Genomic DNA, 26282 nt, shown 5'->3' with positions numbered 1-26282 from the left:
CGCCCCGCAGGGCCGCCCGCCGCCCGGCTCAGACGGTGAGTGTAAAGAACAGCCGCCGGAACGGGAACAGCACCGTGCCATCGGCGCGCACCGGGTAGGCGGTGTGCATCACCTCCTCGTAGCGGCGGATGATCTCGGCCTTCTCATCGGCGTCGAGCATGGCAAGCACGGGGCGCGCATAGGTGCTCTCGGTATAGCGGCGCACCGGATGGCTGTCCGGTTCGGCGGTCAGGCGCTGATAATAATCGGTTTCCCACAGCCGGAATTGCCCGAGGCCGCCCAGTAATTCCTCGTAGCGCACCGGGGCCATCACGCCGGGTGTGCCCATCCCCCCGGCGCGGTCGGGGCGGAATTCCTCTGCCAGGCTGAGCCAGACCCGGTGCGAGGGGGCCTTGTTTTGATGCGGCATCTGCACCGCGAGCGTGCCACCCTTGCCCAGCATCCGCACCAGCCGGGGCAAAAGCACCTCGTGATTGCCGACCCAGTGCAGCACCGCGTTGGAATAGATCAGCCCCGGCGCGCGGCGCGCGTGCCAGTCTGCGATATCGGCCTGCTGGATCGCGTCATAGGCACCGCTGGCGCGCGCCTTCTCGAGCATGGCGGGGCTTGCATCGACGCCGACTAGGCTGCGCCCGCCTGCGCGTGCGCGCAGCGCCTCGGCCATGCCGCCGCCGCCGCAGCCAAGATCGACCACGTCGCCCGCCCCCATCTCGCCGACCGCGTTCAACAGATCGAGCGCGGGGCGCAGACGCTGATCCCGGAACCGTGCATAGGCTCCGGGATTCCAGTCTTGCGATGTGGCGCTGCGGCTCACGTCGAGGGCTCGGGCTCCAGCCCGCCATCGCCCGTGCCGGGCGCTGATTTGGGCTTGGTCTTGGGGATCGCGATCAGCGAGGGTTTGCCGGTCGCGGGCGCGCTGCCATCCTCGTCATCGGCGGCGGGCGGCTCGCCGTTCATCACGCGGCGGATTTCGTCGCCGGTGAGGGTCTCGTATTCCAACAGGCCCTGCGCGAGGCGTTCCCATTCCTCTTGCTTCTCTACAAGGATCGAGCGGGCGCTCTGGTAGGCTTCGTCGATGAGGCGTTTCACCTCTTCCTCGATCAACTCCTTGGTATGGGCCGAGATCGAGAAGCCGCCCGCGCCATTGCCCATATAGCCCTCATGCGCCTGCTCGTAATCGACATTGCCGACCTTGTCGGACATCCCCCAGCGCATCACCATTGCGCGCGCCAGACCGCTGGCCTGCTGGATATCGCCCGCCGGGCCGTTGCTGACATTATCCTCGCCGTATTTGATGATTTCGGCGGCCTTGCCGGCCATCGTCATCGCCAGTTTCTCCTCGCATTCCGCGCGGTGCCAGTTGAGGCGGTCGATCTCGGGCAGGCTTACGACCATGCCGAGCGCGCCGCCGCGCGGGATGATCGTGGCCTTGTAGACCGGATCGCATTTCGGCAGCGACAGGCCCACCACCGCGTGCCCGGCCTCGTGATAGGCGGTCTTTTCCTTCTGGTCGTCGGTGAGCACCATCGAGCGTCGCTCGGTGCCCATCATGACCTTGTCCTTGGCGTTCTCGAAATCGACCATCGTAACAAAGCGCCGCCCCACGCGCGCCGCCATCAGCGCCGCCTCGTTGACGAGGTTGGCGAGATCGGCACCCGAGAAACCGGGCGTGCCGCGCGCGATCAGCCGCAGATCGACATCGGGGCCGAGCGGGGTCTTGCGGGCATGAACGCCGAGGATCTTCTCGCGGCCCTTGATATCGGGATTGGCCACCGTCACCTGCCGGTCAAACCGGCCGGGGCGCAACAGCGCGGGGTCAAGCACGTCCTTGCGGTTGGTGGCGGCGATGATGATGACGCCCTCATTGGCCTCGAACCCGTCCATTTCCACCAGAAGCTGGTTGAGCGTCTGTTCGCGCTCGTCATTGCCGCCGCCATAGCCCGCACCACGGTGGCGGCCCACGGCGTCGATCTCGTCGATGAAGACGATGCAGGGCGCGTTCTTCTTGGCCTGCTCGAACATGTCGCGCACGCGGCTTGCGCCCACGCCCACGAACATTTCCACGAAGTCAGAGCCGGAAATGGTGAAGAACGGCACGCCCGCCTCGCCTGCGATGGCGCGCGCCAGCAGCGTTTTACCGGTGCCCGGAGGGCCGACAAGCAGCGCGCCCTTGGGGATTTGCCCGCCAAGGCGACGGAATTTCTGCGGATTTCGCAGGAATTCGACGATTTCTTCAAGCTCTTCCTTGGCCTCGTCGATGCCCGCCACGTCGTCAAAGGTGACGCGGCCGCTTTTCTCGGTGAGCATCTTGGCCTTGGACTTGCCAAAGCCCATCGCGCCGCCTTTGCCGCCGCCCTGCATCCGGTTCATGAAATAAATCCACACGCCGATCAGCAGCAGGAAAGGCAGAAGCGACAGCAGGAAGGATTGAAAGCCCGACTGCTCCTGGCTCTCGGCCTTGACGGCAACGCCGTTGTCGATCAGCCGCTGCGTGATCTCGGCATCCTTGGGGCGGATGGTGGTATAGTCCGCCCCATCGGTGCCGCGATAGCGGATCGTCTCGCCGTCGATGGTTGCCTGGCTCACCTCGCCGCTATCGACCGCGGTCACGAAGTCGGAATAGGGCACCGACCGGCTTTGCAGCGTGTTGCCCGATCCGCTGAACAGGTTGAACAGGGCGAGGATCAGCAGGAACAGGATCAGCCAGAAGGCGATGTTGCGTGCGTTACCCAAAAGAGATCTCCCGAAAATGAGGTCTGGTAGCCCTTAGCATGGGCCGTTCCGTTCTTAAATAGACATTGGCGGGCGGGCTTCAATGAAAGATTGGGCTATCGAGATAGTCGGCGATGTCGCGCAGCAGGTGCAGGTGCCAGCCATTGGGCCATCCCGCGAGCGGCGCGGCAATCAGCGTGTCGCCGCGCCAGAGCGCCGGGCTTGCCAGTGCCGAGGCGTGCGGAAGCCCGCCTGCGCGCCAATCGGGGCAGGCGCGGAAGCCCGCCGCGCCGAGGGCGGCGATGGTGGCGCGCGTGGGATCGGCAGGGCCTGCGGTGGCGCTGGTGGCGCGCCAGCGCCCGTCCCAGACCGCGCCTGAGGGCGCCCGCAGCCGCGCCACCGCGCGATATTCGCGCGCCAGCCGCACCTGCCCGCCCCCGGCGCTCAGCACGCAGCCCTGAAGCGTCATCCGCCGCCCCGCGCGCGCCGCCGCCAGCAGCGCGACCATCGCCGCGCCGCGCGGCGCGTAACCCCGCCCGGTCATCCATGCCAGCCCCGCCAGCAGCAGCCGCCGGGCGGTCTCGTCGGGCAGGGCGGCAAAATCGGCCTGCCGCCAGAGCAGGTCGCCGCCCTCGACCCTGGTGATCTCGGCGGCGGCGCGGCGCGCAGAGGCCCCAAGCGCCGCGCGCGCCTCTGCCAGCCGCCGCGCCGTCGCCGCCAGCCGGTCAACCCCGAGGCCAAGGGGCGCGAGCGCGGCGAGGGCGGCGCGGGCGCGGGGGCGGTCATAGGCCGGATCGTCATTGGTGGGATCGTCGGCCCAGCCCACGCCCCGCGCGTGCAGATACGATCTGAGAGCCGCGCGCCCGAGCGCGAGCATGGGCCGGTGAAAGGTGACGCCGTCGGCCTGCCATTCCCCCCGCATCGCCGCCAGCCCGTCAATGCCAGAGCCGCGCGCCAGCCGCATCAGGAAGGTCTCGGCAAGGTCGTCCCCGGTATGGCCGATGGCGACATCCGCGATGCCGTGCCGCTGCGCCCAGCCCGCCAGCAGGCGGTAGCGCGCGCGCCGCGCCTGATCGGGGATGTTGCCGCGCGCGGTGTGCCCGGCCCAATGCAGCGTGTCATGCGCCAGCCCCAGCGCGGTGCTGATCCGTGCCACCTGTGCGGCCTCATCCGCCGCCTCGGCGCGCAACCCGTGATCGACGGTGGCCACGCGCAACTCCGGCCCGCCGGTGGCGCGCCAGTCACTCAGCAGGTGCAAAAGCGCCAGCGAATCGCTGCCGCCCGAGACCGCGACGCCCAGCCGGGCAGGCGGGTTTGCGCCGAAATGCGCGCGCACCGTCCCAAGAAGGGGCGCGGCCCCATCGGCCCCGTCTGCCCCGTCGCTCACGAACAGCCGAGCCGGGCCATTTCTGCCTCTGCATCGGCCACGGCCTCCGTGCCCGGATAGCGCGGCGCGACCTCGCCCAGCATCACGCAGGCCTCATCGGTCTGGCCAAGCCGCCCCAGCGCGCGGCCCAGAAGATAGAGCGCGGGCGCGGCCTCCGGCCCGTCGGGCGCGGCGCTGAACGTCTCGAGAAAGGCGCGCGCGGCGGCGCTTTGCTGGTCTGCCGCCTCGAGCGCGCGGCCACGCATCAGCCCGGCCTGACCGCTGAGCGGGCTGCCGGGATAATCGGCGAGGAAGGCCGCAAAACGCTCTGCCGCCGCTGCGTGCTCGCCCGCCTCATAGGCGGCGGTGGCGCGCTCGAAATCCTCGCGCTCGCTGATCGCGAGTTGCGGGCCATCCCCGCTGCCGGTTTCCGGGGCCGCCGGGGCTGCGCCGCCGCCGGTGGCCGGGGCCACGCCGCCCAGCGTGTCGCCCGGTTCCAGCCCGGCGATGTCGCAGCCCGGCTCCATCTCGCAGAGGCGGAATTCAAGATCGCCGACGCGGTTGGTGCCGTCGCGCACCACCCGGTCGATGCGGAATTCAAGCTCTTCGGTCTTGGCGGTAAGGCGCTGCACCTGCGTCTCGATGGCGTTGACACGATCGAGGATCGGGCCGCCGCCAGCGGGCTGCGCCGCGCCGCCGGTGGTGCTCAGCTCGCGCTTGAGCTTTTGTAACTCGACGAAGAGCACGGCCAGTTCCTGCCGGATATCAGCCAGCGTTTCGGCCTGTTGCGCGCCCGCCCCGGCAGGGGCAAGCAGTAGGGCAAGGCCGAGGGCTTTGAGCGTTGCGCGCATCGCCCCGCCCTCAGCTTCCCAGGCCGGCGGCGAGCACCGTCACCGCGCGGCGGTTCTGGGCATAGCACGCCTCGTCGCTGCAAATCTCGATGGGGCGTTCCTTGCCATAGCTGACGGTGCGCAACCGATTGGCTGCAACGCCCCGGCTGATGAGGTATTCCTGCACCGAATTGGCGCGCCGCGCGCCCAGCGCGAGGTTGTATTCGCGGGTGCCCTGCTCGTCGGCATGGCCCTCGATCACGGCGGTGAAATCGCGGTTGGTCATCAGCCACCCGGCCTGCCCGTCAAGCACGGCCTGCGCCTCGGGCGAGAGGGTGGATTGATCCACCGCGAACAGCACCCTGTCGCCGATGGTCTGCTGGAAATAGACGGGCGATGTCGGATCGGACGCGGCCCCCGAAAGCCCCGCGCCGTTCAGGTTGACGTTGTTTTGATCCTCGAACCGGTTTGGATTGGTGCAGGCGGCGAGCGCAAGCCCTGCCACCAGGATCATGGTCTTGCTCAGATAGGTCATTGGCGTTTGTCCTTTGTTGTTGCGGCTGTCATATCACAGCCTGCGGCCTGAGAAAATGCGCCTCGCGGCCGGTTATGGTCAGTCCTGAAGCGGCGACCAGGCGGGATCGCTTGCGCCGCCCGCTGTCGGCACCTGTTTGAGGTTGCGCCCGGTGATATCCACCGAGTAGAGCCTCGCCTCGCCCTGCGCGCCCTGCGTCTCGCGGGTGAACATGATGACCCGGCCATTGGGGGCCCATGTCGGCCCCTCGTCGAGAAACGAGGCGGTGAGCAGGCGCTCTTCGCTGCCATCGGTGCGCATGACGCCGATGTGAAAGCGCCCCTTGGCCTGTTTGGTGAAGGCGACAAGATCGCCGCGCGGCGACCAGACCGGCGTGCCGTAACGCCCCTGGCCAAAGCTGATGCGCTGCGCCTCGCCGCCGCGCGCATCCATGATATAAAGCTGCGGTGTGCCCGAGCGGTCGCTCTCGAAGACGATGCGCGCGCCGTCGGGGCTATAGCTTGGCGCGGTCTCGATCGAGGGGGCATTGGTGAGCCGCGTGCTCGCCCCGCTGGCGATATCCATCGTGTAGAGATCGGTATTGCCGCCTTGCGTCAGCGAATAGACCACCGTGCGCCCATCGGGCGAAAAGCGCGGCGCAAAGCTCATCGTGCCCTCGGTCGTCGGCAGCACGCGGCGGCCGACATTGGCCACGTCGAGCAGGTAGATACGCGGAAAGCCGGTCTCGTAGCTGGTATACAGCACCCGGTCGCCGGTGGGCGAGAAGCGCGGCGCGAGAACGATGGTCGCGGCATCGGTGAGATAGCGCAGGTTCGCGCCGTCGTAATCCATGATCGCCAGCCGCTTGGCGCGCTGATCCTTCGGCCCGCTCTCGGACACGAAAACCACGCGGCTGTCGAAATAACCGCCCTCGCCGGTGATGCGCGAATAGACCTGATCGGCCACCTTGTGCGCGATCCGCCGCCAGCCCACGGTGTCGCCGACAAGCTGCTGGCCGCGGCCAAGCTCTTGCCCGGCAAAGACATCGTGGATGCGGAACTTGACCACCAGCCGCCCGGCCCCGTCGACGCTCACCGCGCCGGTCACCAGCGCCTGCGCATTGATCGCGCGCCAGTCGGCGAACTCGACCGGGCTGTCAAAGCTGGTGATGCGACCGATATGCGCTTCGGCGGGGATTTCACGAAAGAGGCCGGTGCCGCTCAGGTCTTCGGCGATGACGCGGGCGATGCGGGTGGCGAAATCGCGCGCCTGCGCGCTTTCGGCGACGAGATCGGGCACCGCAAAGGGCAGCGGCTCGATCACGCCCTCGGTCAGCTCGAGCCGGAGCGGGCCGCCCTGATCCTGGGCGGTGGCGGGCAGCGCCCAGAGCGTCAGGGCGGCGAGGAGGGTCAGGAGAGAGCGCATCATTTGATCCTCATTTTCTCCGGGTTGAATGTCATTTCGATGTCACGCCATTGCGCGTATTTCTCGGGCGGCAGGTCGAACCCGTCGGCCCCGCAACGGATGATGGCGCGGCGTGCGGCCTCATAGGCCTGCCGCGCGGCGGTGGCAGAGCCGCCGGACTGGCTCAACATGCGGATGCTGGCCACGTCCGGCTTGCCGGTCTCCAGCATCTGCACGCCCACCACCACGGTGGTGGCGAGCGCGTCGGAACTGAGGCTGCCGACATTCCAGCAACGTTGCACCGCCACGCGCAGCGCGTCCTTTTCGCCCGCCGTCAGCGGCGGGCCGGCGGGGCGCGAAGGCGCGGGCGTGCCCTGACCAAGCGCGGCGGCGAGCGCGTCGGTGACGGCATCGCGATCGGTGGCGGGGGGCGTGGGCGTTTGCGGGGGGGGCTCGGGCCGCGTGGCGGTCTCGACCGGAGCGGCCTCGGGCGCGGGATCGGGCCGCGCGGGTTGCGCGGGGCGCGCACGCGGGCGCAGCGAAGTGGCGGGCGCGGGATCGCGCGGGCGCTCGGCCTCGGTCACGATCTCGGTTGCGGCCTCTTCGGGGGCGGTGGCGTCTTGCGGCTCCTCGGCCACCACGGCCCCGTCCTCGGGCGCGATTTCGGGGCGGGACACGTCATCCACGCGGGTATCAGGCGCGGGCGGGGCCACCGGGTCTGGGGCGACGCGGGGCGCGGGGCGCGGCTGCGGGCGCGGCGAGACCTCGGGCACCAGCGCGGCGGTCTCCTCGGGCGGCGCGCTCTGCGCGGGCGGTGCGTCGGTCACTTCGGTCGGGGCGGGGCGCGCGGGCACGGTGGGGACGGGATCGGGGGGCGGCGTGACGCTGGCCTCGGGGCGGCGCGCGTCCGGCGCGGTATCGGTGTTGGGCACGAGCGCGGGCGCATCCTCGCCGGGGCTGGGCGGCTCGGGCGTGTCGACATTGGCCACCGCCTCGGGTGCGCTGTGCCGGGCCATGAGCGCGGCATACTCCGCCTGCGACACGGCCACCGCCTCGACCACCACGGCGGGCGGCGGGTCGGCGCGGAACGCTCCCCCGAAAAGCGCCCATCCAATCACCGCCAGATGGCCCGCCCCCGATATGATCTGCCCGGTCGTCACGCGCGCGCGCCCCTACCCGCCGCGACCGTCGAGTGCGGGGCCGCCCGGCTCTGTCACCAGGCCGATATTGGCGAAACCGCCGCCGTTGAGCGCGCCCATCACCTCCATTACCGCGCTGTAGGGCACGTTTCCGTCGGCGCGCAGGAACACGCGGGGGCTGTCGCGCTCGGCGGCGATGGCGCGCAGCCGCGCCAGCAGGTCGGCGCGCGGCACCTCGGTGGTCTGGATCGAGACGCGGCCATCGGCGGCGATGGTCACGGTGAGCGGCTCTTCCTGCTCGCCCGGCAGGGCGCTGGCGGCGGTTTTCGGCAATTCCACCGGCACGCCCACCACCAGAAGCGGGGCGGCCACCATGAAGATGATGAGCAGCACGAGCATCACGTCCACAAAGGGCGTGACGTTGATTTCGGCCATGGGCCGGGTGCGCCCGCGCCCGCGCCTGCGGCGTCCGTCCGATCCCTGTTTCTGAACCACGCCCGCGCCCATGCTCAGCTATCCAACTGGCGGCTGAGGATGGTGGCGAACTCGTCGGCAAAGGCCTCGTAGCCCGCGACAAGCCGGTCTGAATCGGCGCTCAGCTTGTTGTAGAAGATCACCGCCGGGATCGCCGCCAGAAGCCCGAGCGCGGTGGCCAGAAGCGCCTCGGCGATGCCGGGAGCCACGACGACAAGGCTGGTATTCTGCTCTGCCGCGATCGCGACAAAGGCGTGCATGATGCCCCAGACCGTGCCGAAAAGCCCGATGAACGGCGCGGTGGAGCCGACGGTGGCCAGCACCTGCAACCCGCTTTGCAGCGCGTCCGCCTCCTTGGCGATGGCCACATCCATCGAGCGGTCGATCCGCGCCGTGGCCCCGGCGATCAGGTCGCCATCATCGCGGTGGCTGCGCCGCCATTCGGTCATCCCGGCGGCAAAGATGCGCTCTGACTGCCCGGCGGGGTCTGGTCCGATCTCGTCGAACAGCCCGTCGAGCGGCTCTCCCGACCAGAAGCGGCGGTCGAACACGGCGGCCTCGCGCCGCGCGCGGCGATAGGTGATGAGCTTTTGGATGATGATCGACCACGCCCAGAACGAGGCGAGGATCAGCATCAACATGACCAGTTTCACAATGAACGTGGCGCGCGCGAACAGTGCCCACATGGAGAAATCAATCTCCTGCGCCAATGCGAGGGTTTCCGCTTCCATTTGCCTGCCTTATGCCTCGGATGGCCGTTCCCCGGCCTTATCGCGGGCAAATTACCCGATTTCCAAGGGGAAAGCCATGAGCTTTGGCCCCATCGCGTGCGATTGCGCGGGTGGCGCTATGGGGACGGCGGATATTCGCTTGGAGCGCGTGCTAGCGCGGCGGCGTTCCGCTCCTCTCGATCAGCATGTAGCCGCGCCCGTGGATCGTGCGGATGCGTTTTGCCCCATCTTCTGCATCGAACAGCTTGCGGCGCAGGCGGCTGATGACACCATCCACGGAGCGATCGTTGATGGCAAAGCCACCACCCTTGACCGAGGCGATGATCCCCTCGCGCGAGAGCACCGCGTTGGTGTTGGCGGCGAGCACCATCAGCACGTCGAATTCGCTTGGCGTGAGATCGACGACGCGGCCACCGACGCTGACCATCCGCAACACGCCGCAGATCTCGACATCGTCGACGCGGCGCAGGAAGCTGCCGGGCAAAGGGCGCGCGCCGGTGGCATCGGGTGGCGTGACGACGGTGCGGCGCAGGATCGTGCGGATGCGCGCGCATAATTCGCGCGGCCGCACCGGGCTTGTCATGTAATCGTCGGCCCCCATCTCGAGCGCCAGCACGGTGTCGATCTCGTCACCGCTTTTGCCAAGCATGAGAATGCCCGCAGGCGAGGCGAGGCGCAGTTCGCGGACAATATCATACCCGTCGCGCCCAAGCGCACGGGGGCCGACCAGACAGATATCCACCGCCGCGCGTTTGACGAAGTCGGGCAGGGTCACATCATCGTGACATTGCACCAGCGTGAACCCCTCGCCCTCAAGGCATGCCGCGATGATGTCGGCGCGGGTGCGGTCATCGTCAAGGATGAGGGCGGTGAGGCCAGTCATGCGTCCCGCCAGAAATCATGACGCCTTTTCATGATGTTGGCAGGCATGGCCCGATGCCTGAAGAGGGCGGAAACATGCATTAGTATATAATAACAAAATAATGATGCGATCGTCAATCGGCGCGCCATCCTGATCTTGTTTCACAATGCGCAAACGTGTGTTTGCACATGGTTATACAACCCCGCCCCATTTTAGACACGTTTGGGAGAAAGAGTGGTTAACGTTGAAACAGAAGTCAAAATGCAACCCCAGGCAGAGTTTGCCGGGGGCACAGCACAGACAGAAAGGGGTAAGAAGATGAGTATCCAGTTCTTTACTCCACGCGGGCCGAAGAACGAGCTGATAAAGCTGCCCGCCGCGCTCCGCAAGACGGTGCGCTGGCTGCCGCAGATCGGCGATGTCTTTCCCGATTTCAGTATCGAGACTACGCAAGGGGATCTGAATTTCTGGGAGTGGGCAGAGGGATCATGGGTCCACCTGTTCAGCCACCCGGCGGCCAATACGCCGGTCTGCACCACGGAAATGGCCGCCATCGCAAGCCTTGAGGACGAGTGGCGCGAGGCGAATGTCAAGAATCTCGCGCTCAGCGGGTCCTCGCTGGACGAGCAGCGATCCTGGCATGACGATATCTCGGGGCTGTTCGGGCTGAAGATCGGCTTTCCCTGTGCCCATGATCCGGGGTTGCAGCTGTCGCGGCTGTTCGGAATGCTGCACGAAAAGGCCGATGCCAATCGCCCCATCCGCAAGAGCTTTCTCATCAATCCGGCCATGCGCGTGGCGATTCTGTTTGAATACCCCAACTTTATCGGGCGCAATTTCGAAGAGGTGCTGCGCGTCATCAAGGCGCTGCAATTGCAATCGGCAACCGGGGCGGCGACGCCGGCGGACTGGCAGCGCGGCGATATGGTCATCATCCCCGATGGCCGCCCCGAATCCGAGGTGGTGCGCCAGTTCGGCACCGGATCGGACCGGATCTTGCCCTATCTGCGGGTGGTGTCGGGGGGATGAGCGGCAAGGATGGCAGGCAGGCGGGCAGGGCGGCCCCCGGCCCCGAGGCAGGCGATTGTCACCACCGCGTGAAACAGCGGTTTGCCGTCGCAAGTGACGGTTTGATCCATCACCAGCCGCGCGCCTGTGGCCGATAGGGTGCGCGTCTCGACCTCCAGCACATCGTCGAGCCGCGCGGGCGCGAGGAAATCGGCCTCCACCCGGCGCACCACGAAAACGGTGCCCGCCGAGCGCATGGCGTTCTGATCCACGCCCAGATCACGCACCCAGGCGCTGCGTGCGCGTTCGATGAATTTCAGGAAATTGGCGTGATAGACGATGCCGCCCATATCGGTATCCTCGTAATGGACGTGAACGCGGTAGCGATGGGTCATGGCGCGGCTCCTCGATGCTCTGGGCGCGAGGCTAGCGCGCTTTGACCCGGCATTGAAGCGGGCGGCGCGCGCGGGCTGAAATGCCGCGATGGGACGGCGCGAAAAACCTGTCGGTTTTTGGCGCAAACGGCTTATCTGCTGAGGCGATGACCGACCTGCCCGCCCCGATCACCCGTTGGTTTGCCGCCCGTGGCTGGCAGATGCACGCGCATCAGCGCGCGATGCTTGCGCGCGCGGAGGCACCGGCGCTGCTGCTGGTCGCGCCCACCGGCGGCGGCAAGACGCTGGCGGGGTTCCTGCCCACGCTGGCCGCGCTGGCCCGCGGCGATCATGCGGGGCTGCACACGCTTTATGTCTCGCCGCTCAAGGCGCTCGCCGCCGATATCCGGCGCAACCTGACCGCGCCGGTCACCGAGATGGGTCTGCCCGTGCGCATCGAGGACCGCACCGGCGACACCTCGGCCCATGTCAAGCGCCGCCAGCGCGCCGACCCGCCGCATATCCTGCTCACCACGCCCGAGAGCCTTGCGCTTCTCCTGTCCTATGAGGACGCGCCGCGCCTCTTTGCCGGGTTGAAACGCGTGGTCGTCGATGAAATCCACGCCCTTGCCGAGAGCAAGCGCGGCGATCAGCTCATGCTGGCGCTGGCGCGTCTTCAGGCGCTTTGCCCCGATCTGCGGCGGGTGGGCCTGTCGGCCACGGTCGAAGACCCGCCCGCGCTCGCGCGGTTCCTCGGGCCGGGGGGCGGGGGGTGTGATATCCTCCATGCCGATCCCGGCCCCGAGCCCGATATCGCCATGCTGGAGACGGGTGCCCCCCCGCCCTGGGCGGGGGGCGGCGCGGCCCATGCCATTCCGGCGGTGCTGGAACAGATCAAGCGCCACCGCACCACGCTTGTCTTTCACAACACCCGCGCGCAGGCCGAGATTTTCTTTCACAACCTGTGGCTTGCCAATGACGACGCGCTGCCTATCGCGATCCATCACGGCAGTCTTGACCGCGATCAGCGCGCGCGGGTGGAGGCGGCGATGGTCGCGGGCGAGTTGCGCGCGGTCGTGTGCACCGGCAGCCTCGATCTGGGGCTTGACTGGGGCGATGTGGGCCTGGTGATCCAGATCGGCGCGCCCAAGAACGTCAAGCGCCTCGTGCAGCGGATCGGGCGCGCGAACCACCGCTACAACGCGCCGTCCAAGGCGCTTCTGGTGCCCGCCAACCGGTTCGAGGTGGTGGAATGTCGCGCCGCGCTTGATGCGGTGCGCGCCCGCGATCTGGACGGGGAGGCGCGCGGGGAGGGCCCGCTCGATGTGCTCTGCCAGCATATCCTGATCGCCGCCTGCGCCGGGCCGTTTGGCGCGGATGCGCTTTATGCCGAGATGCGCGGCGCGGGGCCTTATGCGGCGCTTGCCCGCGCGGATTTCGATGCCTGTCTGGAGTTCTGCGCCACCGGCGGCTATGCGCTGCGCGCCTATGACCGCTGGCAGCGCCTGCAACAGCGCGGTGACGGGCTCTGGCAGTTGCGCGACCCGCGCAGCGCCCGCCTCATCCGCATGAATATCGGCACGATCCAGGATACCGATACGCTCAAGGTGCGGATGAAGCGCGCGCGCGGCGGCGGTGCCGCCTTGGGCGAGATCGAGGAGGGCTTTGCCGCCACGCTCAGCCCCGGTGATACGTTCCTGATGGGCGGGCAGGTGGTGCGGTTCGAGGGCTTGCGCGAGATGGTGGTGGAGGTCAGCCGCGATCCGGGGCGCACGCCGAAAATCGCCACCTATATGGGCACGAAATTCGCCACCTCGACGCAGCTCTCGGATCGCATCCTCGCGATGCTCGCGCAGGATGACTGGCCCGACCTGCCCGCCCCGGTGCGCGACTGGCTGCGCCTGCAACGCAAGCTGTCGCAGATGCCCGCGCGCGACCGGCTCCTGATCGAGAGCTTTCCCCACGAGGGGCGCGAACATGCCTGCATCTACGGGTTTGCGGGGCGTAACGCGCAGCAGACGCTCGGGCTTTTGGTGACGCGGCGGATGGAGGCGGCGGGGCTTGCGCCGCTGGGCTTTGTCGCCACGGATTACGCCACGCTAATCTGGGGGCTGGAGCCGTTGACCGATGCCGCGCCGCTTTTTGCGCCAGAGCATTTGCGCGAGGGGCTGGAAAGCTGGCTCATGGGCAATGCGGTGATGAAGCGGACATTCCGCGCCTCGGCCACCATCGCGGGCCTGATCCAGCGCAACACGCCCGCCGCACGCAAATCGGGGCGGCAGGCGACGATTTCATCGGATATCCTCTATGATACGCTGGTGAAATACGACCCCGGCCACCTGTTGTTGCGGATCACGCGGGCCGAGGCGATGCGCGGGCTGGTGGATTTCGGGCGCATCGAGGAGATGCTGGCGCGCATCGACGGGCGCATCACACTGTGCCGTCTGCCGCGCGTCTCGCCGCTTGCTGCGCCGCTCTTTCTCGAGGCGGGCCGCGTGCCGGTGGCGGGCGCGGGGCAGGAGCGGCTGCTGTCGGAAGAGGCCGCGCGCCTGATGGCGGCGGCGGGGGTGACGGGGTGAGGAGGAGGGTTGATATGGCGTTCAGAGCCGCGCGGGGGACAAGGGGCGCATGGCGGCGTCAGGCCGCGACCCCACCTCATCCCTCCGCTCAGTGCTGTATCTCTTCCTCGCGCACGAACATGTTGGCCCAGGCGCGGTCGATCAACTCGGGGGTCATCTGGTAGGGGATGCCCTCGAATTCGCAGATCGCGATCATCTGGTCGATCAGGAAGACCGGCTGATAATTGGCATAGACGTTCTTGATCGTGGGGTATTTCGCCTTGATGAGGTGGATGAGCGCGGCTTCGTCCAGCGGCATCCCCTTCTTGCGCGCCACCAGCGAGAAGATCTTGAGGAAATCCGCCTGTGACGGCCCGTCGATCTTGATCTTGAAGAAGATGCGCCGCAGCGCCGCCTTGTCGAAGATCTCGTTGGGATGAAAGTTGGTGGAGAAGATCACCAGCGTGTCGAACGGCACCTCGAATTTCTCGCCCGATTGCAGCGCGAGGATGTCCTTGGACTCTTCAAGAGGCACGATCCAGCGGTTCACGAGGTTCTGCGGCGGTTCCTTCTGGCGGCCAAGGTCGTCGACGATGAAAATGCCCCCGGTGGATTTGAGTTGCAGCGGGGCCTGATAGGTGCGCGCCACCGGGTTGTAGACCAGATCGAGCATGTCGAGGCTCAATTCGCCGCCGGTGATGACGGTGGGCCGCTCGCAGCGCACATAGCGCGTGTCAAAGGTGCGGCGGCGGCGCAGGCTGCCGGGATCGTCGGTTTCGGTCTCAGCGGCGGAATGCACGATCGGGTCATAGACGGTGATGACCTGACCGGCATATTCGATGGCGCGCGGCACGTAGATCTTGTCGCCCATCGCGTCGCGGATGCCGTTGGAAATCGAGGATTTGCCGTTGCCCGGCGGGCCATACATCAGGATCGAGCGCCCCGCGCTCACCGCCGGGCCGAGATGGTCGAGCAGCGCGGGCGGCAGCACGAGGTGGCCCATCGCCTTGGTGAGCTGCTCGCGGGTGATGGCGACGTTGCGGATCGACTGGCGCTTGACCTGTTCGCGGTAGACATCGAGCGGCACCGGCATCGGGCCGAAATATTCCGACTGGCTGAGCGCATCGAGCGCGCGCGCGCGCCCGGCATCGGTAAGCTGAAAGCCCATCTCGCCGCCCGAATTGGCGTGGAGCGTGCCGGTGGCCTCGACGAGTTTCTGGGTGCGGGCGAGGTCGATGATCTCTTGCGTGACCGCGCGCGGCAGGCAGACGGCCTCGGCAATGTCGCTGACAAGATCGAGGTTCTTGCGGAATATCGTCTTGATCAGGATGTCGCGCATCATCACCACCGGCAGGCGCATTTCCTCGATGCGGTTGGGGGGCGGCGGGGGCTGCACCCCGGTCATCGGCTGCATGTTCATGGTGGTGATCCTGCCCTCGATACCCCGGTTCTCGGGGGCCATCATGGGCGGCAAAGATGCGCGAAATATGGCCTGTGGCGGGCGGTTCTGCGGCGGGCCCCGCTCAGGCCCCGTGGATCGCGGCCAGCGCGAGATAGAGCGCCAGCGCCGGCCCCAGCGCCAGCCCCATCGGAAAGCGGCGGCCGGAATGCCAGCTTGCCCAGTCGGGGGCGAGGCGGCGCAGCGGGCTTTGGCGCGCAAGCCGGTGGGTGACATAGGCCGCGATCAGCACCCCCGCGAGGATCAGCATGACGGCGGAGGCATCGCCCAGCGCCACGAAGGGCGCTGCGGCGGCGATGAACTTGGCATCGCCCGCGCCCATCATCCCGGCGGCATTGGCTCCGATCCCCACCACCAGCAGCACCGCGAGATGGCTTAGCCGCCACAGATACTCGGGCAAGGGCAGCACCGCGATCCCCACCACGAGATAGACGCCCACCAGCGCAATCACCGCCTTGTTGAGGATCTTCATCGAGCGCAGATCGCTATAGGCCACCCACAGGCAGAGGGGGGTGACGAAAGGCAGGAACCAGAGCGCCGCCTTGGCCGGGGTGTCAAACTCCATGCCGTTCAGCCCGTGCCGCTTTCGAGGGCGCGCAGGCTGCGCACGGCCTCGTCGAAATGCTGCGGATGGGTCTCGACCGCCTCTTGCAACAGGCCCTTGCCGATCGCGACATCGCCGCGTTTCACCGCCGAAAGGCCCAGCGTATAAAGAAGCTGCGCGCGCTCCTCCTGCGTGGCGGGCAGCACCGGCAGGGCATAATTGCCCTGCGCCCCGCGCGCGAGCACGAGGTTGTTCTTGGCGGTGAAAAGCCCCGGATCGTTGCGCACGGCATCGGCGAAAAGCCGCTCTGCCCCCTTGGCATCGCCGCGCGTAAGCTTGGAATAGCCCCAGTTGTTCATCACCGGGGCCGGTTTCGTGGTCAGGCCAATGGCGGTCTCGTAAAAGCTGTCGGCCTTGTCCCAGGCCTGTTCGCTATCGGCCACCATCGCTTCGAGGCGGTAGCGGTCATAGGTCTCGAAGGTGGGTGGGACCGCGTCGAGCACCTTGGCCGCGCGCGTCCAGTCATTGTTGCGGATATGCGCCTCTGCGAGCGCGACGCGATCGGCATCGGTGGCGTCAGGATGGGCTGTGACCTTGTCCCAGGCCACGACCGCCTCGGTGGCGCGCCCGGCGCGCATCAGCGATTTGGCCAGCCCGCGCATCAGGTCGATCCGGTCGGGATCACCGGCGATGGCGCGCTGGAAATAGGCGACCGCCTCGGCCGGGTCCGAGGATTGCAGCATCACGTCGTTGAGGTTGCTTTCGTCGACAACGTTGATGTCGCGGAGCGCGCGGTCAACCTCGTTTCCCTTGGTCTGTTCGCACGCGGACAGCGCGGCGATCCCTGCCACGCACAGGATAATCCGTATGGGATGGCGCATTGTTGCGTCCTTTTACTGCCTCGGCCTCGTCAGGGTATCTTGCGCAGCAGGAATTTGCCGCCGCCGCGCCGCACCACTTTGTATTCTTGTTCTTCTGGCTCAGCATAACCCGAATTCTGTGATTTTGCGAGAGCCAAACGCAGGTTGTCGCGGATCGCGTCACTTTCGCCGCTGTCGAGCGCATAGGCGCGGCGCAGCATCTGTTCGGCCTCGGCGTATTCGCCCTTTTCCACCAGCACCACGCCGAGATTGTTCCACATTTCCGGCGTTGCCGCCTCGGCCTCGATGGCGCGGCGCAAGAGCCGCTCTGCGGTGCCAAGCCGCCCCATCGCGAGATTGGCGCTGCCAAGGCCTGCAAGCACATCGGCGGTCAGGCCGCGCGCGGCCCCGGCGCGGGTATAGGCGCGGTGTGCAAGCTCGTATTCGCCCGCATCCATCAGCCGGTGACCAACCAGAAGCGGATCGACCGCCGCCGCCGCCCCCGGTGCGGCACCGGGGGCATAAGGCCCTTGCGGCGGGGCGGCGGCACAGGCCGACAACAGAAGCGCAAGCGCCAGGCCGGTCGCCGCATGTCCTGCCATGTCACGCCTTTCCCTGCCTGCGCCTACTTGCCCATCGTGAACAGCTTCATGATCGAGAGCATCGACGGCCCGACCAGAATGATAAGCAGTGGTGGCACTGTAAGCGTCATCGTGACAAGTGTCATCTGCGTCGGCAGCTTGTTGGCCTTTTCCTCGGCGCGCATGACCCGTTTGTCACGCATTTCGCCGGCATAGACGCGCAGCGCATCGCCCACCGGCGTGCCGAAGGTCTGCGATTGGATGAGCGTGGTGACAAAGCTCGAGATATCCTGCACGCCGCAGCGCTCGCCCATTTCGCTCAGCACCGACGGCTTGTCGCGGCCTGCCTTCATCTGAAGCGCGACGATCTCGTATTCCTCGGACAGCGCAGGGTAGGAGGCGCGGATTTCCTTGGCCACACGGATGATCGCCTGATCCATGGATTGCCCCGCCTCGACGCAGACCAGCATCATGTCGAGACTGTCGGGAAAGCCGTCCTGGATTTCTTCCTGGCGCTGTTGCTGGCGTTTGGTGATCCAGTATTTCGGCGTCATGTAGCCCACGATGCCGGGGCCGAGAATATAGGCCAGCGAGGTCTTGAGGTCGGTCTCGCCGCCTGCCTTGAACAGCAGAAAATAGGTGATCCCCAGCGCCAGAAGCCCCAGCGCCAGCCCGAGTTGCGCAGCGTGGTAATAGCGCACCGCGTCACGGTGGCGATAGCCCGCCTGCATCAGCTTGAGGCGGATCTCGCTCAACTCCTTCTTGTCCTGCGGCTCGAGAAAGGTGGCGTAGCGGTCAAGCTTCTTGTTTTTCGCGCCGGCGCGCAGCCTGTCTTTCTGCGGGGTGCCGGTGACGGCATGGCCGGGCTGATAAAGTTTGAGCTTGTCGAGCGGATCGGGCTTTTGCTGAAGCATGAAGCCGACCGTAACCAGCATCAGCAGCACGCCAAGGCCGCCCATCGCGATGACCGGGCCGAACGGGCCTAGGCTGTCGAGAAGCAGAGGAAGGACGGCGGGGGGCAGGGGCATCGGTGACCTCTCAGACCTTGATGTTGACGAGGGCGCGCATGACGATGACGTTGAGCACAAGGAACACGCCCACGATCAGCACGGCCGGGATGAAATAGGGGTGTTCCATCGCCTCGTCGTAATAGTCGGGCTTTATCATCTGGATGGCAAAGATCGCCATGAGCGGAAAGCCCGACAGGAACTTGCCCGACCACTGCGCCTCGGCGGTGATCGCCTTGACGCGGCGGAACAGGCGAAAGCGCGAGCGGATCACCTTGGCCAGCCCGTCGAGGATTTCGGCGAGGTTGCCGCCCGCCTGTTGCTGGATGGTCACCGCCACGGCGAGAAAGCGCAGATCCTGCATGTCGAGCCGTTCGGCCATGTCCTTGAGCGCCTCGCCGATGTCGCGGCCATAGGTGGCCTCGTCCGCGATGACGCCGAATTCGGTGGCCAACGGGTCCGACACTTCGGTGGCGACGATGCCGATGGCCGAGGAGAACGGATGCCCCACCCGCAGGCTGCGCACGATAAGCTCGATCGCGTCGGGGAGTTGTTCCTCCAGCATCCCCATGCGCTTGGACGCCTTCATGGAAATCCACATATAGACGCCGCCCACCCCCATCGCCGCCGATACCACCACCCGCACCGGCAGCGGCGTGGCGGTGCCGATGGTCAGCCCCAGAAAGGCCAGAACGCCGGTTGCCACCATGATCATCACGATCTGGTGCGGCGTGAAGGCGATGGCGGCCTTTTGCGCCTTGACCGACAGGATCGCGTAGAGCGGCACGCGGCGTGCCTTGAGGTGCTGCTCCATCTCCTTGCGCAGGGTTTCCATCACCTGCTCGCGGTTGCCGTGCTTCTCGAGCATCTCGAGCCGCCGGTTCACCCGCTTGTCAAGGCTGATGGAGCGCCCGAAGACGGTGAGGTAAAGCCCCTCGACGAGCACGAGCACGCCGATGAAGATCAGCCCGTAGATGATCGGTTCTGCGCCAATGCTCATGGTTTTACTGCCCCGCTACCGGCTCATAGATGGAGGGCGGCAGGTCGTAGCCCCAGAGCCGGAACCGCTCGGTAAAGTGCGAGCGCACGCCGGTGCCGGAGAAATGGCCGATGATCTTGTTTTCGGGGGAAATGCCCACGCGCTGAAACCGAAAGATTTCCTGCATCGAGATCACTTCGCCCTCCATCCCCGTCACCTCGGTGATCGAGGTCATGCGGCGCGAGCCGTCTTGCAGGCGGTTGGCCTGCACGATGACGTTGACGGCGCTGGCGATCTGGTTGCGCACTGCCTTCAATGGCATTTCGATCCCGGCCATCGCCACCATGTTCTCAAGGCGGCTGAAGGCGTCGCGCGCGTTGTTGGCGTGGATCGTGGTCATGGAGCCGTCATGGCCGGTATTCATGGCCTGAAGCATGTCGATCACCTCTTCGCCGCGCGTCTCGCCGACGATGATACGGTCGGGGCGCATACGAAGCGCGTTCTTGATGCAGTCGCGCGCCGTCACCTCGCCCTTGCCCTCGACATTGGGCGGGCGGGTTTCCATCCGGCCGACATGGATCTGCTGAAGCTGCAATTCGGCGGTATCCTCGACGGTGAGGATGCGCTCGGCATTGTCGATGAACGACGACAGCGCGTTGAGTGTCGTGGTCTTGCCCGAGCCGGTCCCGCCCGAGACGACGATATTGAGGCGCGTCGCCACGGCGGCCTGAAGATAGGCGGCCATTTCCTCGGAAAAGGCGCCGAACCGCACCAGGTCGTCGATACCGAGCTTGTCCTTCTTGAACTTGCGGATCGACACCAGGCTGCCATCGACGGCCACCGGCGGCACCATCGCGTTGAAGCGCGAGCCATCGGCAAGGCGGGCGTCGACATAGGGGTTGGATTCGTCCACCCGCCGGCCCACCGCGCTCACGATCTTGTCGATGATGCGCAGGAGGTGCTTTTCATCCTTGAAGGTGACATCGCTCACCACAAGCTTGCCGTCGCGCTCGATGAAAATCTGGTGCGGGCCGTTGACGAGGATATCGCTGATCGTATCGTCTTTGAGCAGGGTTTCGAGCGGCCCCAGCCCCTTGACCTCGTCATAAAGTTCCTGCGTCAGGCGCGCGCGGTCCTCGCGGTTGAGCACGATGCCCTTTTCCTGAAGGATTTCGGCAGAGATCGAGGTGATCTCGGCACGCAGGTCGGCCTCGGTCGCGGTGTCGAGCGCGGCAAGGTTGAGATTGTCGAGCAGCGCGCGGTGCAGCTCGATCTTGATCTCGCCAAGGCGTTCCTTGCGCTTGCGCTCCTTGTCCTCGGGGGCGGCGGTGGCGGCGGCCTTTTGCGGCGGGCGGCGCAGGCTTGTGATCTTTACGGCAGGCTCGGGTTTTGCGCCCGGCACCGGCTGGTTTGCGGGGGATTTCGAGACGGGCGTCGCGGCCCCGGTCTTCTTGTAACGCGAAAACATGTGGTGCGTCCTTTCCTCAGGCGGCCTCGGCCTCGTCGCGGCTGAGATCGTGCAGCGAGCGGGCCAGTTTGGCGATTTCGCGGCGCAGCGGATTCTTGGCTGCGGTCGAGGCGAGCGGTAGCCCGTGATCGGCGCTTTGCGACACCGCGCGCCCGCCATCGGGAAGCTGAAGCTCGATCCCGATTTCAAGGCTGTCCGCCAGCCGCTTGACCCGCGAGCGCCCGCCGATATCGGTGAATTTCGGGGCGCGGTTCAGGCAATAGCGCAGCTTTTCCAGCGGCAGATCCTCGGCCTGAAGCGCGCGCTTGATGCGCAGGCAATTCTGCGCCGAACGCATGTCAAGCTCGAGCGTGGCGAAATAGATCTGGCACAGGTTGAGCACGGTTTCGGTCCATTGCACCAGCGTTGTCGGCATGTCGACGATGACATAATCGAAGTGACGGCGCGCAAGCTCCAGCACGCGGCTCACATCCTCGGGGCCGATCATGTCGAGCGGCAGGATATCCGTGGGCGCGGTGAGCACGCGAAGCTTGTCCTCGAAGCTCATCAGCGCCTGGCGGAATACATCCTCGTCGAGACGCTCGGTATCCGACCACATCTCGAACACGACATCGCGGCGGGGCAGGTCGAGGAACGTGGCGGTAGAGCCGAATTGCAGGCTGAGATCAATCAGGCAGACCTGCGGCGGCCTAGCCTTGTCGACATTGGCAAGCTCCCAGGCGAGGTTGACGGCGAGGGTGGTCGCGCCGGTGCCGCCCGCAAGCCCCTGCACGGCGAGGATCACGCCACCGTCGCTATTGGCCTCGGGCAGGCGCTGCGCCTCGGGGGCGGCGGCGGGGGCCGGGGCCTCGTGGAGCCGCTCGATGGCGGCCTGCAATTCCCCCTCGGGCAGCGGATAGGGCACGAATTCATCGGCCCCGGTGCGCAAGAGCTGGTGCAGGGCGGCGGGGCTGACATCCTCGGCGATCAGGATGCTCTTGATGCCGCGCGCCGCCGCGATGCGGATGATCTCGTTCATCAGCGGCAGGTCATCCTCGTCATGCTCGTCCATCGCCAGGGCGATGAAATCAAGGCTTTCGGCCTCGTCCTGGCTGAGAAAGGCCAGCGCCTCGGAAAAGCCCAGATCGCCCCAGGCCTCGCCCAGGGCCGCCTCCATATCCTCGATGAGCAGGTCGAAATTCTGCACATCGCGGCTGATCGTGCAGGCGCGGATCGGGGGCGTCTCGGACTGGGTCATCTTGTTACTCACCATTCTTGTCACTCCGGTCGTCACGCGCCCACCGGCAGCGCACACCACAGCCGAAAACGGGGCGCGGTTCTGGTGCGGAGAGGGGCACGGGGCATTGTTCCATGTTACGAAGATGGCCGTTAATGTGGGCGACATTTTGGCCAAAAGATCGTAATTGTAGGAAGCTCAGACACAAAGGCCCGCCTGTCCGGGCGGGCCTTTGACGACGCCCGGTCGGCGAGATCGCCCGCTACTCGTTGTTGCCTGTCACCTCGGCGTCGAGGGTGACGTCTGAGGCCGCTTTCGCGCTCTCGATATATTCACGGTAGACCACCTCGGCATATTTGCCGTCCATGATGATCGGGCTGGTATCGACAAATCCCGATACTTCGGTGACGGTGCGGCGGTTGCGGCGCTCGCGCCCCTCTGTGACGATGAGCGGCTGGGTCTCGCCGAAGGAGGCAACCGCCTCGAGCCGGTCGCGACCGATCCCCTGGCTGGCAAGGAAGCCGACCACGGCGCGCGCCCGGCGCAATCCGAGCGCCTTGTTGTAGCCCGCCGAGCCGACCGCGTCGGTATGGCCGTAGACGCGGAAACGCACCTCGGGGAACTGCCTGATCCAGCGCGCCTGTTCGCGCAGCTTGTCGCGCGCGTCGGCGTCGAGAACGGCGGAATTGAACGGAAAATTGACCGTGCTCTGCACTTCGTTTGCAAAGCGGTTGGCGAGATCGACGACATAGCTGCGCTCGCCGGTCATCACGAGATGGTTGTTCATCATCGCCCCGCCGAAGGCTCCGTTATCGATTAGCGATCCCGCCTCGCCGTAATAAGAGCGCACCACGGCACCATCGGGCGGCGCGCAGGCCACCGCCGCAAGAAGGCCGGAGATCGCCATATATCGTTTCATCGTCTCGCCCCCTGTCATTCCATCACATAGCCGTAGGAGCCGGTGAAATCCTGCCGGGCAACCTCGCCCGCGGCACCGGATTGCGGCGCTTCGCGTGCCACGCGCCCGTTGAGAAACAGATCGCCCTCGGAGGGGATGCGCACCCGGTCGGTGGGCAGCGCCAAGGCCTCGCCACGCATAGGCGAGACAAGATGCGCCGAAACGATGATGACAAGCTCGCTTTGCGCGCGCTGGTAATCGGCGCTGCGAAACAGCGCGCCAAGCACCGGCACATCGCCAAGCCACGGCACCTGGCTGTTGTTGTCGCGGAAATCGTCCTGCAACAGTCCGGCGATGGCAAAGCTTTCGCCGTCGCGGATCGTGACCGTGGTGGAGGTGTCACGCCGCCGGAAAGCGGGCAGCGTGATGGCACCGGTGTTGAGCTGTTGCGACGGGTCGATGGACGAGACCGCCGCCGCCATTTCCAGGTTGATGACGCCATCATCGAGCACGCGGGGAACGAATTTCAACTCCACCCCGAATTTCTTGTAGTCGACGGTGATGGTGCCCTGTTCCTGCGACACGGGGATCGGAAATTCGCCCCCGGCGAGAAAGCTTGCCTCCTGGCCCGAAAGGGCGGTGAGGTTCGGCTCTGCGAGGGTGCGCACGACGCCCTTGGTCTCGAGCGCTTGCAGCAGGATGCCAAGCTCGGTCGAGCCGATGTCGAAGCCGATAAAGGCGGTGCCGGCGGCGGTCTCGCTGGTGATCGTGCCGGGGCTGACCGACACGGGCCCGCGGCCTGCCCCGATCTCGCCGGTGTTGACCCCTGGGCCCACGAATCCGAATTGCTGCACATTGCCGCCGTTGCGGTTCGAGAGCGCGTCAAGCGAGAGCGATGCCGAGAGCGCCTTGGATACCGTGCGCTGCATTTCCGCAAAGCGGACCTTGAGCATCACCTGCTGTTTGCCCGAGACCGACATGAGGTTGGAGACCCGCTCCGGCGCATACCGCTCGGCAAGCTCGAGCGCGCGTTGCAGGCGCGTGGGGCTCGAGACCGTGCCCGACAGCACGATACCGTCATTGGCGGTGCGCACGTCGATCTTTTCGCCGGGGAGGATCTGGCGGAGGCGTTCCTTGAACTCGGCAATATCGGTGCTGACATGCACGTCGATATTGGTGATGAGGCGCCCGGTATCGTCAAAGAGCGTCAGCGTGGTGCGCCCCGGCGTCTTGCCCAGCACATAGATGGTGCGATCCGACAGCGTCGAGAAATCGGCAATCGCGGGGTTGGCGATGCTCAACTCGGCAAAGGATATGTCGCTTTCGACCACGACGGCGCGGTTCATCGCAACGGCGATATTGCTGGACGCGTCGCCGCGCAGGACGCGCACGGTTTCGGCGCGTGCCTCCGGCACACCCGCCGTCATGCCGACCAACGCGACCGCGAGGGCCGAGTATATAATGGTCCTGATGTTCATGTGACCTGCCTCTCCGATCACGCCTCTTGTCCGGGTCTTGCGCCCGTGTTTCACGATACCCTGCGTGACATTTCGTTATTTTGCAAGGAATCAATGAGATTCGCGGCGTCTTTCATCCTGTCTGTGCCGTTTGTGCCGCCCGATATGCCAGGGGCCGCCCCAAAGGCGGCCCCTCTCGGCGCGATGCGCCGCGCGGTCAGTTGGTGCAGGGGATGGGGGTCATAACCACCTCGGAGCCGCGGCGCGTGCGCACCATGCATTGCTCTTTTTCCTCTTCCATCGGCATCGGGGCCTCGGCGGCCTGAAGCCCAAGCAGCCTGTTTTGATCGACCTCGATCACCTCGGCGGTGCTTTCGTCGAGCGCGCCCACCAGCGACAGCGACAGCCGCCCGGTAGATTGCGCCTGCGCGAGCGCCGCGACCTGTTGCGGTGTGGCGGCGACGGTGACGGTGCGCGCGATGCGCGCCTCTTCGCGGTCCATGTCGGCGCTCTGGTCAACGGCGACAAGCGGCATGCGCGACTCGATGAGCTTGGTCACGCTGCCGGTGGAGTTGCCCTCGGTGCGGATCTCGCCGCGCCCGACCGAGCCGGTCCAGTAGACATCGACACGATCACCGGGGCGCAGAAAGCCCGAAACGCCGCTCTTGGCATCCACCTCGATGGCGAAGGCGCGCATTCCATTGGCAAGCCGCGAGCCGATCCCGGCAGGCTCTCCGGGCTTGGTCACCTTGCCGGTGAGGATCACCTCGCCCTTGACCATGCTGCGCAGCACCTCGCGCGGATCGCGCGCCTCCTCGGGGAAAAGCGCGGTCACGTCGGTGAAAACGCCCTCGGGCAGGGCCGCCTTGGGATAGCTCACGCGTTTCACCGCGTCCTTTTCGAGCTTTGCGCCGTATTTTAGATCGCGCGCGGCGACCATGACCTCGACCGTCTCCATCGCCGGGGCGTGTTGCTGCCGTTCGGCGGCAAGCGCTTGCTGATATTGGTTGATGTAATTCCTGGCCATGTAGGTGGCAAAGCCTGCAAGGCCGACGCCGACCAGAAGAACCAGTCCGAATATGAGGCGCATCGCGTCATCCTTTTCAGTTTGCCCGGCAGATCACCGGTTCGATTGCCGCCACGATAGCGCGGGATTATGGCCAAATATGGGAGGCAGAGAGGGGGAATCGCGGCGCTCAGTCCTTGGTCGCGCGCAACAGCACATCAGCCGTGGCCGCGCCGATCGGGTTGTCGCCGTCGATGAAGAAAACCGCTACCGAGGCCCCGAGCGCGGTGACGATCGCGGTCAGCACGACCCAATCCACGGTCACGGCACCGCTGTCCTCGGTCAGGAAAAACCTGATGATCCCGTTGCGCATCTGTCACCCCGTGATGCAAACCCGGCACCCTGCGAGGCGCTGGCTGCCGGTGGCGCGATCCGGCGGAACACTCGTTACGCGCGCCTGCGGGGCCGTGTCCGCGCCGGACACGGCCCCACGAAAGCCCTGCGCCCCCCCCACTGCCCTTGGGACGGTGGGGGGGGCAACCAGGCATTACTTCTCGGCGGTGAGCGAGTTGTCCGAGTTGGCGCCGATGTCGCTCCCGATGGCGGTCGCGGCGGTGCCGATACCGGTCTGGATGGTGGACACACCGGCGATGCCGAGGCCCACGACAGCAGCGGTCAGCACGACCCAGTCAACCGTCACAGCACCGTCTTCGTCGTTGCGGAAGTTCTTGATAAAGTTCATCATGGTTTGGTCCCTCCAAAGGATCAGTTGCTACGTTGTCACATCCACCCCGGTTTCAGACCCTTCAGTTTTTATGGCCCGTTGCCGTCGTGG

26 protein-coding genes are annotated in these 26282 nt (G+C 66.3%); 2 read left to right on the top strand and 24 right to left on the bottom strand.

The annotated features are described in order from the left end of the window. Positions 1–28: 28 nt before the first annotated feature. From ABIE58_RS02455 to ABIE58_RS02410, 10 genes are all read right to left on the bottom strand, one after another. Complete coding sequence (locus ABIE58_RS02455; protein WP_502950057.1) at positions 29–748, bottom strand: methyltransferase domain-containing protein; 720 nt, start codon at positions 746–748, stop codon at positions 29–31. 62 nt (positions 749–810) lie between these two features. Then, positions 811–2733: an ATP-dependent zinc metalloprotease FtsH gene (gene ftsH / locus ABIE58_RS02450; RefSeq protein ID WP_354543089.1), complete on the bottom strand. Its 1923-nt coding sequence runs from the start codon at positions 2731–2733 to the stop codon at positions 811–813. A 79-nt stretch (positions 2734–2812) separates the two neighbouring features. Beyond that, a complete protein-coding gene (gene tilS, locus ABIE58_RS02445; RefSeq protein ID WP_354543088.1) occupies positions 2813–4099 on the bottom strand; it encodes a tRNA lysidine(34) synthetase TilS in 1287 nt (428 codons plus the stop codon). Next, positions 4096–4929 (bottom strand): tetratricopeptide repeat protein, encoded by an 834-nt coding sequence (locus tag ABIE58_RS02440; RefSeq protein ID WP_354543087.1) that lies wholly within the window; start codon positions 4927–4929, stop codon positions 4096–4098. Before ABIE58_RS02440 ends, tilS begins: the two co-directional genes overlap by 4 nt. Positions 4930–4939: 10 nt before the next feature. Further along, positions 4940–5443, bottom strand: coding sequence for a peptidoglycan-associated lipoprotein Pal (pal, locus tag ABIE58_RS02435; RefSeq protein ID WP_354543086.1), 504 nt, complete (start codon positions 5441–5443; stop codon positions 4940–4942). Positions 5444–5521: 78 nt separating this feature from the next. Beyond that, the gene (gene tolB, locus ABIE58_RS02430; RefSeq protein WP_354543085.1) at positions 5522–6850 is read right to left on the bottom strand and encodes a Tol-Pal system beta propeller repeat protein TolB; all 1329 of its coding nucleotides are present in this window, start codon (positions 6848–6850) and stop codon (positions 5522–5524) included. Continuing rightward, on the bottom strand, positions 6847–7986 hold the full coding sequence (gene tolA, locus ABIE58_RS02425) for a cell envelope integrity protein TolA (protein WP_354543084.1): 1140 nt from the start codon (positions 7984–7986) through the stop codon (positions 6847–6849). The genes tolB and tolA overlap by 4 nt, the downstream gene beginning before the upstream one ends. Before the next feature lie 12 nt (positions 7987–7998). Then, positions 7999–8472: a protein TolR gene (gene tolR, locus ABIE58_RS02420; protein ID WP_354543083.1), complete on the bottom strand. Its 474-nt coding sequence runs from the start codon at positions 8470–8472 to the stop codon at positions 7999–8001. Positions 8473–8474: 2 nt separating this feature from the next. Continuing rightward, positions 8475–9170: a protein TolQ gene (tolQ, locus tag ABIE58_RS02415; protein ID WP_354543082.1), complete on the bottom strand. Its 696-nt coding sequence runs from the start codon at positions 9168–9170 to the stop codon at positions 8475–8477. Positions 9171–9321: 151 nt separating this feature from the next. Beyond that, complete coding sequence (locus ABIE58_RS02410; protein WP_354543081.1) at positions 9322–10053, bottom strand: response regulator transcription factor; 732 nt, start codon at positions 10051–10053, stop codon at positions 9322–9324. A gap of 297 nt (positions 10054–10350) precedes the next feature. Between ABIE58_RS02410 and ABIE58_RS02405 the strand changes: the two genes are divergently transcribed. Beyond that, positions 10351–11061 carry a redoxin domain-containing protein gene (locus ABIE58_RS02405; protein ID WP_354543080.1) on the top strand — a complete coding sequence of 237 codons (711 nt, stop codon included), beginning with the start codon at positions 10351–10353 and terminating at the stop codon, positions 11059–11061. Here the strand turns inward: ABIE58_RS02405 and ybgC are convergent. Next, on the bottom strand, positions 11034–11435 hold the full coding sequence (ybgC, locus tag ABIE58_RS02400; RefSeq protein WP_354543079.1) for a tol-pal system-associated acyl-CoA thioesterase: 402 nt from the start codon (positions 11433–11435) through the stop codon (positions 11034–11036). The genes ABIE58_RS02405 and ybgC overlap by 28 nt on opposite strands. A gap of 146 nt (positions 11436–11581) precedes the next feature. Here ybgC and ABIE58_RS02395 point away from each other — a divergent pair, with 146 nt between their 5' ends. Beyond that, entirely contained in the window at positions 11582–13993 is a 2412-nt protein-coding gene (locus ABIE58_RS02395; protein ID WP_354543078.1) for a ligase-associated DNA damage response DEXH box helicase, read from the top strand. 88 nt (positions 13994–14081) lie between these two features. On the opposite strand, the gene ABIE58_RS02390 is transcribed toward ABIE58_RS02395, so the two are convergent. The 13 genes from ABIE58_RS02390 to ABIE58_RS02330 form a co-directional block, all read right to left on the bottom strand. Continuing rightward, a complete protein-coding gene (locus ABIE58_RS02390) occupies positions 14082–15392 on the bottom strand; it encodes a DUF8689 domain-containing protein (protein ID WP_354543193.1) in 1311 nt (436 codons plus the stop codon). 103 nt (positions 15393–15495) lie between these two features. Then, positions 15496–15996, bottom strand: coding sequence for an A24 family peptidase (locus ABIE58_RS02385; RefSeq protein ID WP_354543077.1), 501 nt, complete (start codon positions 15994–15996; stop codon positions 15496–15498). Positions 15997–16001: 5 nt separating this feature from the next. After that, positions 16002–16856, bottom strand: coding sequence for a tetratricopeptide repeat protein (locus ABIE58_RS02380; RefSeq protein ID WP_354543076.1), 855 nt, complete (start codon positions 16854–16856; stop codon positions 16002–16004). 29 nt (positions 16857–16885) lie between these two features. After that, positions 16886–17437, bottom strand: a complete 552-nt coding sequence (locus ABIE58_RS02375) for a tetratricopeptide repeat protein (RefSeq protein WP_354543075.1) — start codon at positions 17435–17437, stop codon at positions 16886–16888. A gap of 23 nt (positions 17438–17460) precedes the next feature. Beyond that, on the bottom strand, positions 17461–18444 hold the full coding sequence (locus ABIE58_RS02370; protein WP_354543074.1) for a type II secretion system F family protein: 984 nt from the start codon (positions 18442–18444) through the stop codon (positions 17461–17463). Positions 18445–18454: 10 nt separating this feature from the next. Continuing rightward, a complete protein-coding gene (locus ABIE58_RS02365) occupies positions 18455–19423 on the bottom strand; it encodes a type II secretion system F family protein (protein WP_354543073.1) in 969 nt (322 codons plus the stop codon). Positions 19424–19427: 4 nt separating this feature from the next. Continuing rightward, on the bottom strand, positions 19428–20870 hold the full coding sequence (locus tag ABIE58_RS02360) for a TadA family conjugal transfer-associated ATPase (protein ID WP_354543072.1): 1443 nt from the start codon (positions 20868–20870) through the stop codon (positions 19428–19430). A 16-nt stretch (positions 20871–20886) separates the two neighbouring features. Further along, positions 20887–22107, bottom strand: coding sequence for a CpaE/TadZ family protein (locus tag ABIE58_RS02355; RefSeq protein ID WP_354543071.1), 1221 nt, complete (start codon positions 22105–22107; stop codon positions 20887–20889). 241 nt (positions 22108–22348) lie between these two features. Continuing rightward, positions 22349–23005, bottom strand: a complete 657-nt coding sequence (locus tag ABIE58_RS02350) for an OmpA family protein (RefSeq protein ID WP_354543070.1) — start codon at positions 23003–23005, stop codon at positions 22349–22351. A gap of 14 nt (positions 23006–23019) precedes the next feature. After that, positions 23020–24462, bottom strand: coding sequence for a type II and III secretion system protein family protein (locus ABIE58_RS02345; protein ID WP_354543069.1), 1443 nt, complete (start codon positions 24460–24462; stop codon positions 23020–23022). A gap of 196 nt (positions 24463–24658) precedes the next feature. After that, positions 24659–25531, bottom strand: coding sequence for a Flp pilus assembly protein CpaB (gene cpaB, locus ABIE58_RS02340; RefSeq protein WP_354543068.1), 873 nt, complete (start codon positions 25529–25531; stop codon positions 24659–24661). 106 nt (positions 25532–25637) lie between these two features. Further along, positions 25638–25820: a hypothetical protein gene (locus ABIE58_RS02335; RefSeq protein ID WP_354543067.1), complete on the bottom strand. Its 183-nt coding sequence runs from the start codon at positions 25818–25820 to the stop codon at positions 25638–25640. 174 nt (positions 25821–25994) lie between these two features. Beyond that, positions 25995–26192 (bottom strand): Flp family type IVb pilin, encoded by a 198-nt coding sequence (locus tag ABIE58_RS02330; RefSeq protein WP_354543066.1) that lies wholly within the window; start codon positions 26190–26192, stop codon positions 25995–25997. Between the last annotated feature and the right edge of the window lie 90 nt (positions 26193–26282).

It is taken from the genome of Roseovarius sp. MBR-78, from assembly GCF_040547535.1.
Taxonomy (GTDB): domain Bacteria; phylum Pseudomonadota; class Alphaproteobacteria; order Rhodobacterales; family Rhodobacteraceae; genus Roseovarius.
The sequence above is the reverse complement of the archived record's forward strand: the minus strand, read 5'-3'. Positions and strand labels throughout refer to the sequence as shown.